The 14,923-nt window shown below is 53.5% G+C and carries 14 protein-coding genes; 13 read left to right on the forward strand and 1 reads right to left on the reverse strand.

Going from position 1 to position 14,923, the window contains the following annotated elements; translation table 11 throughout:
- Positions 1-7 precede the first annotated feature (7 nt).
- Genes polA through OCV69_RS08485 form a run of 5 tightly spaced genes read left to right on the forward strand, consistent with a single transcriptional unit; the run spans position 8 to position 5,885 of the window.
- The gene (polA, locus tag OCV69_RS08465) at positions 8-2,641 is read left to right on the forward strand and encodes a DNA polymerase I (RefSeq protein ID WP_158358694.1); all 2,634 of its coding nucleotides are present in this window, start codon (positions 8-10) and stop codon (positions 2,639-2,641) included.
- Positions 2,642-2,656: 15 nt separating this feature from the next.
- On the forward strand, positions 2,657-3,256 hold the full coding sequence (gene coaE, locus OCV69_RS08470; RefSeq protein WP_158358693.1) for a dephospho-CoA kinase: 600 nt from the start codon (positions 2,657-2,659) through the stop codon (positions 3,254-3,256).
- A complete protein-coding gene (locus OCV69_RS08475; RefSeq protein ID WP_022274002.1) occupies positions 3,243-4,040 on the forward strand; it encodes an MBL fold metallo-hydrolase in 798 nt (265 codons plus the stop codon). Before coaE ends, OCV69_RS08475 begins: the two co-directional genes overlap by 14 nt.
- A 10-nt stretch (positions 4,041-4,050) precedes the next feature.
- Positions 4,051-4,686 carry a histidine phosphatase family protein gene (locus tag OCV69_RS08480; RefSeq protein WP_158358692.1) on the forward strand — a complete coding sequence of 212 codons (636 nt, stop codon included), beginning with the start codon at positions 4,051-4,053 and terminating at the stop codon, positions 4,684-4,686.
- Positions 4,683-5,885 (forward strand): class I SAM-dependent methyltransferase, encoded by a 1,203-nt coding sequence (locus OCV69_RS08485; protein WP_252207485.1) that lies wholly within the window; start codon positions 4,683-4,685, stop codon positions 5,883-5,885. Before OCV69_RS08480 ends, OCV69_RS08485 begins: the two co-directional genes overlap by 4 nt.
- A gap of 2 nt (positions 5,886-5,887) precedes the next feature.
- On the opposite strand, the gene OCV69_RS08490 is transcribed toward OCV69_RS08485, so the two are convergent.
- Entirely contained in the window at positions 5,888-7,096 is a 1,209-nt protein-coding gene (locus tag OCV69_RS08490; RefSeq protein ID WP_158358690.1) for a tRNA(Met) cytidine acetate ligase, read from the reverse strand.
- A 162-nt stretch (positions 7,097-7,258) separates the two neighbouring features.
- On the opposite strand from OCV69_RS08490, the gene OCV69_RS08495 reads away from it, so the two are divergent.
- The 8 genes from OCV69_RS08495 to OCV69_RS08530 all read left to right on the forward strand — a co-directional run bounded on the left by OCV69_RS08495 (position 7,259) and on the right by OCV69_RS08530 (position 14,923).
- Complete coding sequence (locus OCV69_RS08495; RefSeq protein ID WP_158358689.1) at positions 7,259-7,591, forward strand: cyclic-di-AMP receptor; 333 nt, start codon at positions 7,259-7,261, stop codon at positions 7,589-7,591.
- 191 nt (positions 7,592-7,782) lie between these two features.
- Positions 7,783-8,787: a phosphate acetyltransferase gene (gene pta / locus OCV69_RS08500; protein WP_158358688.1), complete on the forward strand. Its 1,005-nt coding sequence runs from the start codon at positions 7,783-7,785 to the stop codon at positions 8,785-8,787.
- A gap of 33 nt (positions 8,788-8,820) precedes the next feature.
- Positions 8,821-10,011 carry an acetate/propionate family kinase gene (locus tag OCV69_RS08505; protein ID WP_158358687.1) on the forward strand — a complete coding sequence of 397 codons (1,191 nt, stop codon included), beginning with the start codon at positions 8,821-8,823 and terminating at the stop codon, positions 10,009-10,011.
- Between the two features lie 130 nt (positions 10,012-10,141).
- Complete coding sequence (locus tag OCV69_RS08510; protein WP_158358686.1) at positions 10,142-11,332, forward strand: transglutaminase domain-containing protein; 1,191 nt, start codon at positions 10,142-10,144, stop codon at positions 11,330-11,332.
- 126 nt (positions 11,333-11,458) lie between these two features.
- Positions 11,459-11,689 carry an acyl carrier protein gene (locus tag OCV69_RS08515; protein ID WP_158358685.1) on the forward strand — a complete coding sequence of 77 codons (231 nt, stop codon included), beginning with the start codon at positions 11,459-11,461 and terminating at the stop codon, positions 11,687-11,689.
- Between the two features lie 2 nt (positions 11,690-11,691).
- A complete protein-coding gene (locus OCV69_RS08520; protein WP_158358684.1) occupies positions 11,692-13,272 on the forward strand; it encodes an MBOAT family O-acyltransferase in 1,581 nt (526 codons plus the stop codon).
- A gap of 10 nt (positions 13,273-13,282) precedes the next feature.
- On the forward strand, positions 13,283-14,356 hold the full coding sequence (locus tag OCV69_RS08525; protein WP_158358683.1) for an SGNH/GDSL hydrolase family protein: 1,074 nt from the start codon (positions 13,283-13,285) through the stop codon (positions 14,354-14,356).
- A gap of 39 nt (positions 14,357-14,395) precedes the next feature.
- Positions 14,396-14,923 (forward strand): hypothetical protein, encoded by a 528-nt coding sequence (locus OCV69_RS08530; protein WP_158358682.1) that lies wholly within the window; start codon positions 14,396-14,398, stop codon positions 14,921-14,923.

Consider the following 14,923-nt stretch of genomic DNA (forward strand, 5'->3'; position numbering starts at 1 on the left):
GACGATTATGGAAAAACTGGTACTGATCGACGGGCACAGTATTTTAAACCGTGCCTTTTACGGCGTTCCCGGACTGACCAATTCCGAGGGACTCCATACCAATGCCGTTTATGGTTTTTTAAATATTCTTTTTAAGCTGCTGGAGGAGGAAAAGCCGGGATATCTGGCCGTGGCCTTCGACCTGAAGGCTCCCACCTTCCGCCATACCATGTACGACGCCTATAAAGGAACGAGAAAGCCCATGCCGGAAGAGCTTCACGAGCAGGTTCCCCTGATGAAGGAGGTTCTGACGGCCATGGGCATTCCGATCTTTACGAGAGAGGGCTATGAGGCCGACGATATCCTGGGAACGGTGGCGAAAAAGGCCCAGGCAGCCGGGATGGAGGTAACGGTGGTTTCTGGGGACCGGGACCTTCTCCAGCTTTCTGATGTCCATATTAAGATCAGCATCCCTAAGACCAGCCGTGGGACCACAGAGGTCCATACGTACTATCCGGAGGATGTAAAGCGGGAGTATCAGGTAACGCCGGAGCAGTTTATCGACGTAAAAGCCCTTATGGGAGACACCTCCGACAATATTCCCGGAGTTCCCTCCATCGGAGAAAAAACAGCGACAAATCTGATCCTGCAGTTTGGCAGCGTGAACGGTGTTTACGAGCATCTTTCAGAGGTAAAGCCTCCCCGGGCAAAAAAATCCCTGGAGGAGCACAGGGATCTGGCTGAGCTTTCTTATAAGCTGGCAAAGATCTGCATCGATGCTCCGGTGGAATTCTCTCCGGAGGACGCCAGGATCGGAGACCTCTACACAAAAGAAGCATATGAGTACATGAGCCGCCTGGAATTTAAATCCCTGCTGGCAAGATTCGGGGACCATGTGAAAAAGGAAGCAGCTGCAACTCTGGATTTCCATGCTGTGACGGATCTGGCCGTGGCCGAGGCACTGTTCCAGAAGGCCATGGGATCCGAACGGACCGGGGCCGTCCTGCTGGCCGAGGGACCGGAGATCTCCGGAGCCGCCCTGTGCCTGGACGGCCAGAACGCGTATCTGATCCAGAAGGAGGGTTTCCTTACGGGAGAGTACCTGGCCGGTAAAATGACGGAGCTGTACCGGACCGGACATGTATGGACCCTGGGGCTGAAAAGCCAGCTTCCATTCCTGGATCTGGGCTATGGGGACACGGTGTATGACGCCGCTGTGGCCGCTTACCTTTTAAATCCTCTGAAGGATACGTATGACTATGACGATCTGGCCAGGGATCACCTGGGGCTTACGGCTCCCTCCAGAGCGGATCTTTTGAAAAAGCTGACGTATGCGGAGGCCATGGATCAGGAACCGGAAGCCTTCCTTTCTTTTGCCGGCTTCCTGGGCCACTGTGCATACCAGTCCGGCGGGATCCTTATGGAAAAGCTGGAAGCGGAAGGCATGAAGGATCTGTACCTGGAGATCGAGCTTCCGCTGATCTACGCCCTGTACCATATGGAGGAAGAGGGGATCGCCGTAAAACGGGAGGAGCTTTCCGCCTACGGTGAAAAACTGAAGCAGCAGATCACAGTCCTGGAGCAGGAGATCTGGGACATGACCGGAAGCCAGTTCAACATCAACTCCCCGAAACAGTTAGGCGAGGTGCTGTTTGAAAAAATGGGCTTAAAGGGCGGAAAAAAGACAAAGACAGGCTACTCCACGGCTGCCGACGTACTGGAGAAGCTGGCTCCCGATTATCCAGTGGTACAGAAGATCCTGGACTACCGGACGTATGCAAAGCTCAATTCCACCTACGCCGAGGGCCTGGGAAACTTCATCGGACCAGACGGAAGGATCCACAGCCGCTTTAACCAGACTATTACGGCCACCGGACGCATTTCCAGCACGGAGCCCAACCTCCAGAATATCCCCATCCGCATGGAACTGGGGAGGGCCATCCGGAAGGTGTTTGTACCCAGGGACGGGTTCATATTCCTGGACGCCGACTATTCCCAGATCGAGCTCCGGGTACTGGCCCATATGTCGGGAGACTCCAGGCTCATCGAGGCCTACCGGAGCGCCCAGGACATCCACGCCATCACAGCCTCCCAGGTGTTCCATATCCCCCTGGACCAGGTAACGCCCCTAAAACGGCGCAACGCCAAGGCTGTGAACTTCGGCATCGTCTACGGCATCAGCGCCTTCGGCCTCAGCGAGGATCTGAGCATCTCCAGGAAAGAGGCTCTGGAATATATCAATCAGTATTTCGAAACGTATCCGGGCGTAAAGACCTTCCTGGACGGCCTGGTGGCTGACGCCAGGGAAAAGGGCTTCGTTTCCACCATGTTCGGCCGGCGGCGTCCTGTACCGGAGCTGGGCTCTGCCAATTTCATGCAGCGTTCCTTCGGCGAGCGGGTGGCCATGAATTCCCCGATCCAGGGAACGGCCGCCGATATCATAAAGATCGCCATGATCCGGGTGGACCGGAGGCTTCGGGAGGAGGGCCTGGAATCCAGGCTGATCCTGCAGGTCCACGATGAGCTTCTGGTGGAAACGGCAGTCCGGGAAAAGGCACAGGTGGAGCGGATCCTGTCTGAGGAAATGAGCCGGGCGGCCGCCCTGAAGGTGCCCCTGGAGATCGATATGCACGATGGAAAAAACTGGTTTGAGGCCAAATAAATTCGAGGCGGTAAAATGGAAACACAAAGGAAACGGATCATCGGCGTCACCGGAGGGGTGGGCGCCGGTAAATCGACGGTACTGGCCCTTTTAAGGGAAAAATTCGGCGCAGACGTTTTTCTGGCGGATACCTGCGCCCACGAGCTCATGGAGCCCGGGACCAGAGGCCTGGAGCAGGTGGTCCAGGCCCTGGGCAGCAGCTTCCTGGCTCCCGACGGCTCTGTGGACAAAAAGGCTCTGGCCCAACGGATCTTCCATGATAAAGAGGCCTTAAGGACCATGAACGCCATCATTCATCCCCTGGTCTGGGAGACCCTGGGAAAAAGGGCAGAAGCGTCCGGGCGCTCCCTGGCAGTCATCGAGGCAGCCGTGTTCGATACAGCTCCCGACGGTCTTTTTGACGAGATCTGGTATGTGTACGCAGACCCGGAGTGCCGGATCCGGCGTCTCATGGAAAGCCGCGGCTATTCCAGGGAAAAATGTGAACGCATCATAGAAAGCCAGGCATCTGAGGAGGAGTACAGGGCCAGATGCAGCCGCGTCATCGACAACAGCGGAAGCGCCCTGGAAACGGAAAAACAGCTAAAGGAGATTCTTTGTAATGAGATTTGTTAGTATCGCCAGCGGCAGCAGCGGAAACTGCATTTACGCGGGGACGGAAAGCACCCATATCCTGGTGGACGCAGGCATCAGTGCAAAGCGCATTGAGCAGGGACTTTTTGAGGTAGGGCTCAAGGCCGGAGAGGTGAACGCCATCTGCATCACCCATGAGCACACAGACCATGTGCGGGGCCTGGGCGTTCTGGCGAGAAAATATGCGATCCCCATTTACGGAACAAAGGGGACTTTACAGGAAATAAAAAAGATCAAGGGACTGGGAGAGTATCCGGAGGAGCTCCTCCATCCGGTGCTGCCGGACGTGAAGTTTACGGTGGGAGACATGGACGTGCTTCCCTTCCACATCGACCACGATGCGGCGGACCCTGTGGCCTACCGGATCCAGTCTGGAAATAAATCCATTGCAGTAGCTACGGATCTGGGCCACTATAACCAGTATACCATCGACCATCTGCTGGATCTGGATGCGGTTCTTCTGGAATCCAACCATGACCTGCGGATGCTGGAGACTGGTCCCTATCCGTATTATCTGAAACGGCGGATCATGGGCGACTTCGGCCACCTTTCCAACGAAAATGCCGGGCGGCTGTTAAACTGCATCTTAAGCGGGAAGATGAAGCACATCCTTCTTGGCCATTTGAGCCAGGAAAACAATATGCCCGAGCTGGCTTATGAGACCGTGCGCCTGGAGGTGGACATGGGAGATACCCCCTACCAGGCCTCGGACTTTTATATGGCCGTTGCCAGACGGGACCGGATGTCTGATATTCTTACCGTATAAGGAGGCGCCCATGAGAATTCTTCTGATCCGCCACGGGCGGCAGAACAGCCCCCTGTGCAATGTGGACGTTCCCTTATCGGAAGCGGGGAGGGCCCAGGCAGCCCTCCTGGGAGAGCGTCTGAAGCATGAGGGCATCGACGCGGTCTGGTCCAGCGGCCTCTGCCGGGCTGTGGAGACCGCCGACCGGATCAACGAAGCCTTAAAGGTAAAGCGGGTGATCCGGGAGGACTTAAAGGAGATCTCCTTCGGGGATCTGGAGGGGCTGGCCGATCCGGTGATCGCAGAGCGGTTCGGCAGCTTTTTAAGCCAGCGGAAAAAAATGGAACAGGATCTTCCCTATCCCGGCGGCGAATCGGCCGCAGACGTGGTAAAGCGGGTCCTGCCGGTGATGGATGAGATCCTGGCCTCCGGGGACAGGACAGTGGCAGTGGTGACCCACGGCGGCGTGATCCGCAGCATGACGGCCCACTACCTGGGCATGGAGCTTTCAAAGACCCAGCTTCTGGCCTCCCACCTGGAAAACTGCGGGATCACAGAATTCTGGTTCCGGGAGGACGGCACGGCGGTTTTGAACCGTTTTAACGACTATTCCCATCTGGAGGGAAAGAACGATCTTTTACGGAGCGGATGGAGCGAGAAACGATGATTGAGCTTGAGAAAAAAGAAAAAGAAATGATACAGGCGCTGTTTACGGACTTTTTAAGGGAGCAGCCTCTTTCCGTGGTCTTAAGCGGCCAGGCGGGAAAGGACGATTTTATCCGGATGCGCCTCCGCCCGGTGCTTTCCGCAGGCCAGGTGGCCTTCCAGGCCGAGGAATTCCGCGGAAAACAGGCCTTCCATAAAAATATGGACGCCTCCCAGGCCTGCGCCTATCTGACGGAGCTTATGGGTACGGCCTTTAAGCAGGCCCAGGCGGAGACCGAAGGCTGGACGGCCTCGGTCCTGGTGAGCAAAAAGGGAAAGATTTCCATAAAGAGGAAGCCAAAGGCAGAGATACGGAAGCCGGCGGATGTCTTAAACGATGCCTGGAAAAGCGGACTGGCCCATAACCGGAAAAAGAATTACATTCTGGAGGAAGGGAAAGCCGTCCCGTTCCTGGTGGATCTGGGCGTTATGACAAAGGATGGCAAGATCGTAAATTCCAGGTATGACAAATTCCGCCAGATCAACCGGTTCCTGGAATTCATTGAGGATATCCTGCCGAAGCTGGACCGTTCCAGGGAGTCTGTGATCCTGGATTTTGGCTGCGGAAAGTCCTATCTGACCTTTGCCATGTATTATTATCTGAAAGAACTGAAAGGATACCCGGTGCGGATCATCGGGCTGGATCTGAAAAAAGACGTGATAGAAAAATGCAATGGCCTGGCCGTAAAATATGGCTACGAAAAGCTGGCCTTCTATACTGGGGACATTGCTTCATACGAAGGCGTGGACCAGGTGGACATGGTGGTGACTCTCCACGCCTGTGATACGGCAACGGATTTCGCTTTGGAAAAGGCGGTACGCTGGGGCGCAAAGGTCATCCTTTCCGTTCCCTGCTGCCAGCATGAGCTCAATGGACAGATGGAAAATGAGCTTCTGGAGCCGGTGCTTCAGTACGGGATCATAAGGGAACGCATGGCTGCCCTGTTCACAGACGCGCTGCGGGCCAGGATCCTGGAGTGCTGCGGCTACCGGGTACAGATCCTGGAATTCATCGATATGGAGCATACTCCGAAGAACCTCCTGATCCGGGCCGTAAAGCAGGGCGGCCCCAGAAAAGACCGGGAGGAGCTTCAGGCTGTTTTAGATTTCCTTCACGCGGAGCCGACCCTGTACCGGCTTCTGATGGAGCAGGACGATTAAATCTATATTATGACCGGAGACCGGGTGAACTCATTTTTCATGGGCCGCCCGGTCTTTAATTCTGCTGCCAGACGGTAAAGCTCCGCACACTGTAAATGCTTATAAAAAAGCTCCAGGGACGGACCAGAAAGAAGATCGGCCGCGTCGGCCGTTTTGGTGATCATGGGAACCGCGGAATGCTTTTTTATTTCCGAGAGCAGTGGAAGAGCATCCTTCCGGAAGCCCAGGATCCTGAGCCACGGGGCCGAGTCCAGGGCCTTAAAGCGCTCCGTTTCCTCCCGGGTGATCCCCAGCACCGTATTTAAAAGACAGCGGCTCACCCGGGCGTACGTATACTGCCGGTCCTTGGAGGAAGCAGTCCGTTCCGAAAAAGAGGCGAAGGAAAGCCGGTTTTTGTGGAGCTTCCTCGCCAGATCCTCCGGCATGCCAGAGATCCCCGTCAGCTCACAGAGCGGCAGGGTCAGAAGCTTTTCATTTAAGATCATGGAAAAATCGTCGGCTGTGACCTGGGGACAGGACTCTAGCTTAAGGCACGAAAAGAAGGCTTCCGGCACCACCTCAGTTAAAAAATCCAGGTCATTTTCTGCCAGGGCCTTCCGGATGGCAGTGGCAGAGGCAAAACTCCCTTTTCTCCCGCTGCTGTGATAGCCCCCGTCATTCCGCACCACCGGGACCGGGAGCATGGAAGAGCCATGGCTTTTGATGGCCCGCAGGTATTCGCAGGCCAGGATATCGTTGGGGGAAACAGGGACCGGAGCATCTGTATGGAGGAAGGCCTTCTCCCTAGCCCTTGGCCAGGAAAGCCCCCGTTTTAACCCCTCCCGGATGCGTGCGGAGACTTCCGGCGTTTCCGCCTCGTAAAGGGCGGCCTGACGTTCCAGGAAATTAAGGTCCCCGGATTCGCTTCCAAAGGAGAGAAAATCCGCCGCTCCGGTCTTGGCGGCCAGGGATACGCCGCAGGAGGCAAAGTCCTCTGCACTAGCCACTGACCCGAATACCGGCATTTCCAATACCAGGCCCGCCCCGGAAAGAAGGGCCATCCGGGTCCGCATGTATTTATGGAAGACTGCCGGAGCGCCCCTCTGGACAAAGTCCCCGCTCATGACTGCCATGACAAAATCCGCCCCCGTAAGGGCCCTTGCTTCTTTGAGGTGGCGGCTGTGGCCGTTGTGGAACGGATTGTATTCTGCAATGACGGCTGCTGTTTTCATTTATCTGACCTCACACGTTTTTTGTTACCTTATCATACAAGCCCAGGGAAATCAACTGGAAAAATCCCGGGAAATTGATATAAAATTAATGAAATATTCATTTGTTTTTTGACAAAAACTGTGCTATACTAGAGAAAATCCAGAAAAGAAAGGACTGATCCTATGAAACTGATTTTCGCTATTATACGATATGATAATGAGGATGAAGTAGTCAACGCCCTGACCCAGAAACGTTTCAGCATCACAAAACTTTCATCCACTGGCGGCTTCTTACGGAAGGGCAATACGACTCTGATGATCGGTACGGAAGAGGAGCGTGTAAAAGAGGCCATCGAAACGATTAAAACGGAATGTGGTGTGAGACAGAAGATTACTATTAATATGCCGTATATCTCTGGTTCTGCAATGATGAACTGCGCCACAATGCCAATGAACGTGGAAGTGGGCGGCGCTACGATCTTTGTGATCGATGTGGAAGATTACGAGAAAATTTAAATAAATAGAAAAAAAGAGACTGTGTAAAGGCATGGGCGGAAGGGAAATTCCCTTCTGCCCGTTTTTTTAACAAAACGTATTGAAAAAAGTGCAAAATTTTGGAAAAACGAACTTGAATCGCCAATTTGTGTGCGATATAATAGAAACAGGTATGATAACAATACTATGGAAACCAGAAGGGAGTAATTATCATGGCATTCATTGATCTTATGAAAGAAAAGGCCAGACAGAACAGAAAGACCATCGTTCTGCCGGAAAGCGAAGACCAGAGAACTCTGACCGCTGCCGCCCAGATCTTAAAAGAGGGAACTGCCGACCTGATCCTCATTGGTAATGCAGAAACCATTAAAAAAGATGCAGCAGCGCTGAACGCTGATATTGAAGGCGTAAAGATCGTGGATCCGGAAACAGATCCTAAATTTGATCACTATGCTGAAACTCTGTTTAAGCTGAGAGAGAAAAAGGGCATGACCCTGGAAAAGGCAACTGCCACCTTAAAGAGCGATCTTATTACCTACGGCGTTATGATGGTAAAGGAAGGCGATGCAGACGGCCTGGTAGCCGGTGCATGCCACGCAACCGCTGATACCTTAAGACCGGCTCTCCAGATCCTTAAAACGGCTCCGGGAACCGAGCTCGTTTCCGGTTTCTTCATCATGGACGTTCCCAACTGCGAATACGGCGCCAACGGAACCTTCCTGTTTGCAGACTGCGGCTTAAACCAGGATCCCACCTCTGAGGAACTGGCAGCCATCGCCAACAGCAGCTCCGACAGCTTCCGTGCCCTTACCGGCGAGGAGCCGAAGATCGCAATGCTGTCCCATTCCACCAAAGGCAGCGCCAAGCACGCTCTGGTAGACAAGGTAACGGCGGCTGTAAGCATTGCCCATGAGAAATATCCGGAATTAAACTTAGACGGAGAGCTCCAGCTGGATGCAGCAATCGTTCCGTCTGTTGCAAAATCCAAGGCAAAGGACAGCAAGGTTGCCGGACAGGCCAACGTGCTGATCTTCCCCAATTTGGACTGTGGAAATATCGGCTATAAGCTGGTGCAGAGACTGGCAAAGGCTGAGGCTTACGGCCCCATGCTCCAGGGTATCGCAAAACCGGTCAACGACTTATCCCGCGGCTGCTCTGCCGAGGATATCGTAGGCGTGGTAGCCCTGACTGCCGTACAGGCCCAGATGGCAAAATAAACCAATCGGAAACAGGAAAAGGAGTTTATGGAAATGAATATTTTAGTTATCAACTGCGGAAGCTCTTCTTTAAAGTACCAGCTCATCAACTCTGATACAGAGGCAGTTCTTGCAAAGGGCCTCTGCGAGAGAATCGGGATCGAAGGCAGCCAGATCACTTACCAGCCGGCCGGCGGAGACAAGGAAGTTACCGTTTCCCCCATGCCGACCCATACCCAGGCGATCCAGCTGGTACTGGATGCCCTTACCAATGAGAAGACCGGCGTGATCAAGAGCTTAAAAGAGGTTGGAGCTGTGGGCCACCGTGTCGTTCATGGCGGAGAGAAATTCACATCCTCCACTCTGCTCACAGAGGACGCTATCAAGGCCATCGAAGAGTGCAACGATCTGGCTCCGCTCCACAACCCGGCAAACCTGATCGGTATCCGTGCATGCCAGGAGTTAATGCCGGGCGTTCCCATGGTAGCAGTATTCGATACCGCTTTCCATCAGACAATGCCGGAGGAGGCTTATCTTTACGGCCTTCCCTACGAGTACTATGAAAACTACAAGGTAAGAAGATATGGCTTCCACGGAACCTCCCACAGCTTCGTATCCAAAAAGGCTGCTGAAGTAGCTGGAAAGCCCTATGAGGACCTTAAGATCATCGTTTGCCACCTGGGCAACGGCGCAAGCCTTTCTGCAGTAAAGAACGGCAAATCCGTTGATACCAGCATGGGTCTGACTCCCCTTGAGGGCCTGATTATGGGAACCCGTTCCGGCGATATGGATCCGGCGATCATGGAATACATCGCAAAGAAGGAGAACCTGGATATTGCAGGCGTTATGAACGTGCTCAATAAGAAATCCGGCGTTCTGGGCCTTTCTGGAGTATCCAGCGACTTCCGTGACCTGGAAGAGGCTGCTGCTGCCGGAAACGACCGCGCTGAAAAGGCCTTAAAGGCATACAACTACCGCGTTGTTAAGTACATCGGTGCTTACGTTGCTGCTATGGACGGCGTTGATGTGATCGCATTTACCGCAGGTCTTGGAGAAAACGGCAAGTCCACAAGAAAGGCCATCTGCGACCACCTTTCCTACCTGGGAATCAAGATCGACGACGAGGCCAACAGCATCCGCGGCAAGGATGTGGTGATCTCCACTCCGGACTCCAAGGTCCAGGTTATGGTGATCCCCACCAACGAGGAGTTAGCAATCGCAAGAGAAACTCTGGCTCTGGTATAAGAAAAACAGATCCGGCCTATATCTGCCCGTCGTGAAGCACTCACGGCGGGCAGTTTTTTGGGATTGACTCCAAAAGATACAGGGCTTACAATAATTATAATGGATCATATGAAACAAGGGGGCGGTATCAATGAAAAAACGGGCCTGTCTGCTGGCTGCGGCATTCTCCATTTTCCTTGGAATGGAGGCCTATGGAGGCCAGTTTATTAAGGATGAGACCGGACTCTGGTATCAGAACACGGATGGGACCTGGCCTGTGGGATGGTTTCAGTCTGACACCGGAAGCTGGTATTGTTTTGATGAGAACGGATATGCCCGTACCGGATGGTATGAAGAGAATGGGATCCGGTACTATCTGGGGATCACAGATGGACGCCTGTTTACGGACTGCACATCCTATCTGGAAGACGGCTGGTACTCGTTTGACGGCGAGGGAAAAAGCACCTATGCCGGTACGGATTACAGCGGCTGGCTCTGGGACGGCGTTCACTGGCTCTACCGGAGGCCCAGCGGGACTTATGTTACGGATGGATGGCGTACCATTGACGATGCTTCCTATTATTTTTCAGAAGGCCATCTGGCAACGGGACCGTTTTCCATTGGCGGAGAAAACTATTTCTTTGACAGCCAGGGAAAGAAGGCAAGCGGGCTGACGGTCTGGAAGAATGATTTTTACTATGTCAATGACGACCAGACGGTTTTAAAAAATTCTGAAAAGGAGATCGACGGCATCCTTTATCGTTTTGATGAGACGGGAAGGGGAAGCATGGTTTCCCAGCGTCCCTCTGCCCCATCCATGAATTTTATACCAGGAGAGGACTGGCCCTACAAGGCGGTCACAGAGATCCCTCCGGAAAACGAAAAGACAGAGCTGCACCGTACCTGCGACCAGATGGCGGATCAGATCCTGTCCGAGATCATAAATGACGCCATGGACCAGCGCCAGAAGGCAGAGGCCATTTATAACTGGGTACGCGGAAACATCCGTTACAGCGGAGCCTCAGCCACCCGCGACTGGGTCCAGGAGGCTTACCAGGGCCTCCGGCTGCGGCGGGGCGACTGCTTTACTTATTATTCTGTATCCCAGCTGCTTTTAAGCCGGGCCGGGATCGCAGGCATCGAGGTGGTCCGGTCTACGGATAACCATCACTACTGGAATCTGGTGAACATCGACGGCAGCTGGTATCATTTTGATGCGACTCCGCGCCGGGCCGGAGGATATTTCTTCCTGTGGACCGATGATCAGATGGAACAGTATTCCAGACAGCATGGCGGGTGCTTCACCTTTGACCGCCGGCTTTATCCGGCAACTCCGGAATAAGCGTGACCGTTCAGCCGTGCAAGGCTCCGAACAGGAAAATGCATGGCTGAGCGGTTACGGATCATATGAGTACGGCCGTCTGGTTTCCAGGCGGGAAAACCAATACATAGATGGGAGAGATACAGTATGGAAGAGTTATATGAGATCCTGGAGGACATTATACCTGGAGAGGATTACAAAAACAGCACGGCCCTGGTGGACGACGATATCCTGACCTCCTTTGAACTGGTACGCCTGGTGACGGAGATCGACAGCACGTTTGATATCTCCATCCCCTCCAGCGAGATCGTTCCTGACAATTTTAATTCAGCGGAAACCATCTGGGCGCTGATCGAGAGGCTGGGAGGAGCCGGCTGATCATGGCTCTTGTATCGTACGGGTTTGGATTTTTCTGTGCAGTCCTCCTGCTTCTGTATTACATAGTCCCAGGGCGGTTCCAGTGGCGGATCCTTTTAGCGGCCAGTGTCCTGTTTTACGGCTTTGCAGGCCCTCTGTGGATCCTTTATCCTGCGGCTTCTTCGGTCTCTGTCTGGTATCTGGCGCGTAAGATCGGCTCCATGACGGATCAGTACCGGAACTGGGTACAGAAAGAGCAGCCGGACCGGACGCAGAAAAAGGCGTATAACCAGAGGCTGAAGGCCAGGCAGAAACGTTTCCTGATCCTGGGGCTTCTGCTGAACTTCGGCATCCTGGCCGTTTTGAAGTACACAAATTTCCTGCTTTCCAATGTGGAGGGGATCCTTCACCTGGCCGGAATTTCCGGGGAGATGGAGTACGCAGACTGGGTCCTTCCTCTGGGGATCTCCTATTATACCTTCCAGTCCATGGGGTATCTGATCGATGTTTACCAGAGAAAATATGATCCGGAAAAAAGCCTTCTGCGGACTGCACTGTTCGTATTCTATTTCCCGCAGCTCACCGTGGGGCCCATCAGCCGCTTTGACCGGCTGAAGGAGGAGCTTTATTCTCCCCACCGCTTTTCCATGGACCGGCTGGCAGCCGGAGGGCAGAGAGTGCTCTGGGGATATTTTAAAAAGCTGGTGGTGGCAGACCGGATCGGGCCTGCTGCATCCATGATCACCGGATCCCCGGAAATTTATGGAGGCGTTTACGTCTTACTGGGGATCGCCGGACATGTGATCCAGCTTTACGCCGATTTTTCGGGAGGGATTGATATTATCCTTGGTATTTCGGAAATGTTTGGGATCCGCCTTCCGGAAAACTTTGACCGGCCCTTTTCATCCCGGAGCCTGGCAGAGTTCTGGCGGCGGTGGCATATGACTCTGATGCAGTGGTTCCGGGAATATATCTTTTTCCCCGTATCCACCAGCCAGGCGGCCAGGAAGCTTTCTGCGGCTGCTGGCCGCCTGGCCGGGAAAAAGGCCGCCGGGAAAGTGCCGGTCTATCTGGCTTCCCTTGCGGTATGGTCTGTGACAGGGATCTGGCACGGGGCTTCCTGGAACTGGGTCCTCTGGGGACTGGCAAACTGTGTTTTCATGCTCCTTTCCCAGGAGCTTTCGGGCCTGTTCCGAAGCCTCCAGAGCCGCTTCCCTTTTACGGACGGACGCGGATACCAGTGCTTTCAAAAGGTACGGACCTTTTTTGTATTCTGTCTTCCCTGGATGTTTATTTACTATCCTGCCGCAGAGGTATTTCCACGTCTTTTGGGGATTCTGAAAGGTGAGGGGCTCCTTTCCCTTATGTTGGGCGGCTATGGAACGCTTATGGACACACCGGATCTTATGATCCTGGGCCTGGGAATCCTTTTTATGGCCCTGGCCGGGCAGATCTGCGGAAATGAAGGGCTGAAGGAACGGCTTTCCCGGCTCCCCTGGCCGGTTTCCTATGGTCTTTCCTTTGTCCTGTTTCTGATCCTCCTTGTAACCGGCGTTTATGGCAGAGGATACGAAGCCAGCCAGTTTATCTATAATCGTTTTTAGGAGGAAGGGCATGAAAAGGAAAAAATCAAATGCGCTTTTTGTTCTTCTGGCCGCAGCCATCTCCCTTCTGGTCCTCTGGGCTGTCCAGCGGCTTCTGGTCCCCAAGTATATGGGAATGGTCGTGGAAGGGAATCTCACAGGAGAATATTATAAGGAAGTACCGGACCATGATGTTCTGATCCTGGGAAACTGCGAAGCCTATGAGAATATCTCTCCGGCAGTCCTCTGGAGGGAGTTCGGAATTTCCAGCTATATCCGCGGAAATGCAAACCAGCTCATGGCCCAGTCCTATTATCTTCTGGAGGATGCTCTTAAATATGAAGTTCCGGGCGCGGTGGTGCTTTCGGTGTCTTCCATGACGAATTTCAGTCAGGACAATGAAAGCTACAACCGTATGACCCTGGACGGCATGCGGTGGTCCCCATCCAAATGGAAGGCCATACAGGCCACAAAAATGGAGGACGAGCATGTCATCGAATATATATTCCCGCTTTTACGCTTCCATTCCAGATGGAAGGAGCTGGAAAAAGAGGACTTTACTTATTTCTGGGACAGAGGGACCGTATCCCATAATGGCTACTATATGAGGGCTGATATCCGGCCGGCAGGGGAGTTTCCCGCCGCCAGGAGGCGGTCTGATTATTCCTTCGATCCGCGGTGCTGGGACTATCTGGAAAAGATCCGGCTTTTATGTGAAGAAAAGGGCATCTCCCTGATCCTCATGAAGGCTCCGGCCCTGTATCCGGCCTGGTATGACCAATGGGACCAGCAGATTGCCCGGTATGCCGCAGATCATGGCCTGACGTACATAAACTGCATGAAGGATCCAGAGGCCATTGGGATTGATTTTTCCCATGATACCTATGACGGAGGCATCCACATGAACGTGTACGGCGCAGAAAAGGTGGCCCGTTTCCTGGGACCGGAGCTTCTTAAGGTCCCGGGCGTTTCCGACCGCCGCCAGGAAGAGGCTCTGGCAGTCCGGTGGGAAGAGAAATGCCGCGTTTATGATGAAAAGAAAGCAGAGCAGGAGGAGGAATTTTCCCGGCTCGGCTATTTAGAGCAATTTTACCAGGGGCAGTGATCCCCCGCTTAATAAACAAAAGAAAGGAAGTCTTTTACTATGAGAAAGTCTGGAAAATACCTGACCGCAGCCATCCTGGCAGTGTCCATGGCAGTCACTCCCATCACCTCTTACGGCTTTGGCTGGTCAAAGACCGAAGCTGCTGAGGGAAAAAAGGAGGAGTCCTACGCATTTAAGACAGAAGATACTGTGATCACTATGGGCGCAGAGGCGGCCCCCATCTTAAAGGCCCTGGGCAAGGCGAAGAGTACCTTTGAGCAGGACAGCTGTGCCTATCAGGGAAAATCCAGGATCTACACCTATGAAAATTTTGAACTGGGCACCTCCACTGCATCCGGAAAGGAATGCGTCGAGTCCATTTACATTGCAGGCACCTCCGGCACAGCGGCCACCCAGGAGGGCGTTCAGACCGGCTCCAAAAAGGAGGACGTGATCAAGGCCTATGGTAAGGATTATAAGGAGGATTTCGGGACCCTCCGTTATACCCTTGGAAACTGCCAGATTTCCTTCTATATGACCAATGGAGCGGTGGACGCCATTGAATACGTCCTCGTTCCGGTAAAATAA

It is taken from the genome of Alitiscatomonas aceti, assembly GCF_025567195.1.
GTDB lineage: Bacteria > Bacillota > Clostridia > Lachnospirales > Lachnospiraceae > Alitiscatomonas > Alitiscatomonas aceti.

Bases quoted from the DNA above. Each gene is read 5' to 3' on its own strand.
- polA (WP_158358694.1), top strand. From the start codon at position 8: ATGGAAAAACTGGTACTGATCGACGGGCACAGTATTTTAAACCGTGCC.
- coaE (WP_158358693.1), top strand. From the start codon at position 2,657: ATGGAAACACAAAGGAAACGGATCATCGGCGTCACCGGAGGGGTGGGC.
- OCV69_RS08475 (WP_022274002.1), top strand. From the start codon at position 3,243: ATGAGATTTGTTAGTATCGCCAGCGGCAGCAGCGGAAACTGCATTTAC.
- OCV69_RS08480 (WP_158358692.1), top strand. From the start codon at position 4,051: ATGAGAATTCTTCTGATCCGCCACGGGCGGCAGAACAGCCCCCTGTGC.
- OCV69_RS08485 (WP_252207485.1), top strand. From the start codon at position 4,683: ATGATTGAGCTTGAGAAAAAAGAAAAAGAAATGATACAGGCGCTGTTT.
- OCV69_RS08490 (WP_158358690.1), bottom strand. From the start codon at position 7,096: ATGAAAACAGCAGCCGTCATTGCAGAATACAATCCGTTCCACAACGGC.
- OCV69_RS08495 (WP_158358689.1), top strand. From the start codon at position 7,259: ATGAAACTGATTTTCGCTATTATACGATATGATAATGAGGATGAAGTA.
- pta (WP_158358688.1), top strand. From the start codon at position 7,783: ATGGCATTCATTGATCTTATGAAAGAAAAGGCCAGACAGAACAGAAAG.
- OCV69_RS08505 (WP_158358687.1), top strand. From the start codon at position 8,821: ATGAATATTTTAGTTATCAACTGCGGAAGCTCTTCTTTAAAGTACCAG.
- OCV69_RS08510 (WP_158358686.1), top strand. From the start codon at position 10,142: ATGAAAAAACGGGCCTGTCTGCTGGCTGCGGCATTCTCCATTTTCCTT.
- OCV69_RS08515 (WP_158358685.1), top strand. From the start codon at position 11,459: ATGGAAGAGTTATATGAGATCCTGGAGGACATTATACCTGGAGAGGAT.
- OCV69_RS08520 (WP_158358684.1), top strand. From the start codon at position 11,692: ATGGCTCTTGTATCGTACGGGTTTGGATTTTTCTGTGCAGTCCTCCTG.
- OCV69_RS08525 (WP_158358683.1), top strand. From the start codon at position 13,283: ATGAAAAGGAAAAAATCAAATGCGCTTTTTGTTCTTCTGGCCGCAGCC.
- OCV69_RS08530 (WP_158358682.1), top strand. From the start codon at position 14,396: ATGAGAAAGTCTGGAAAATACCTGACCGCAGCCATCCTGGCAGTGTCC.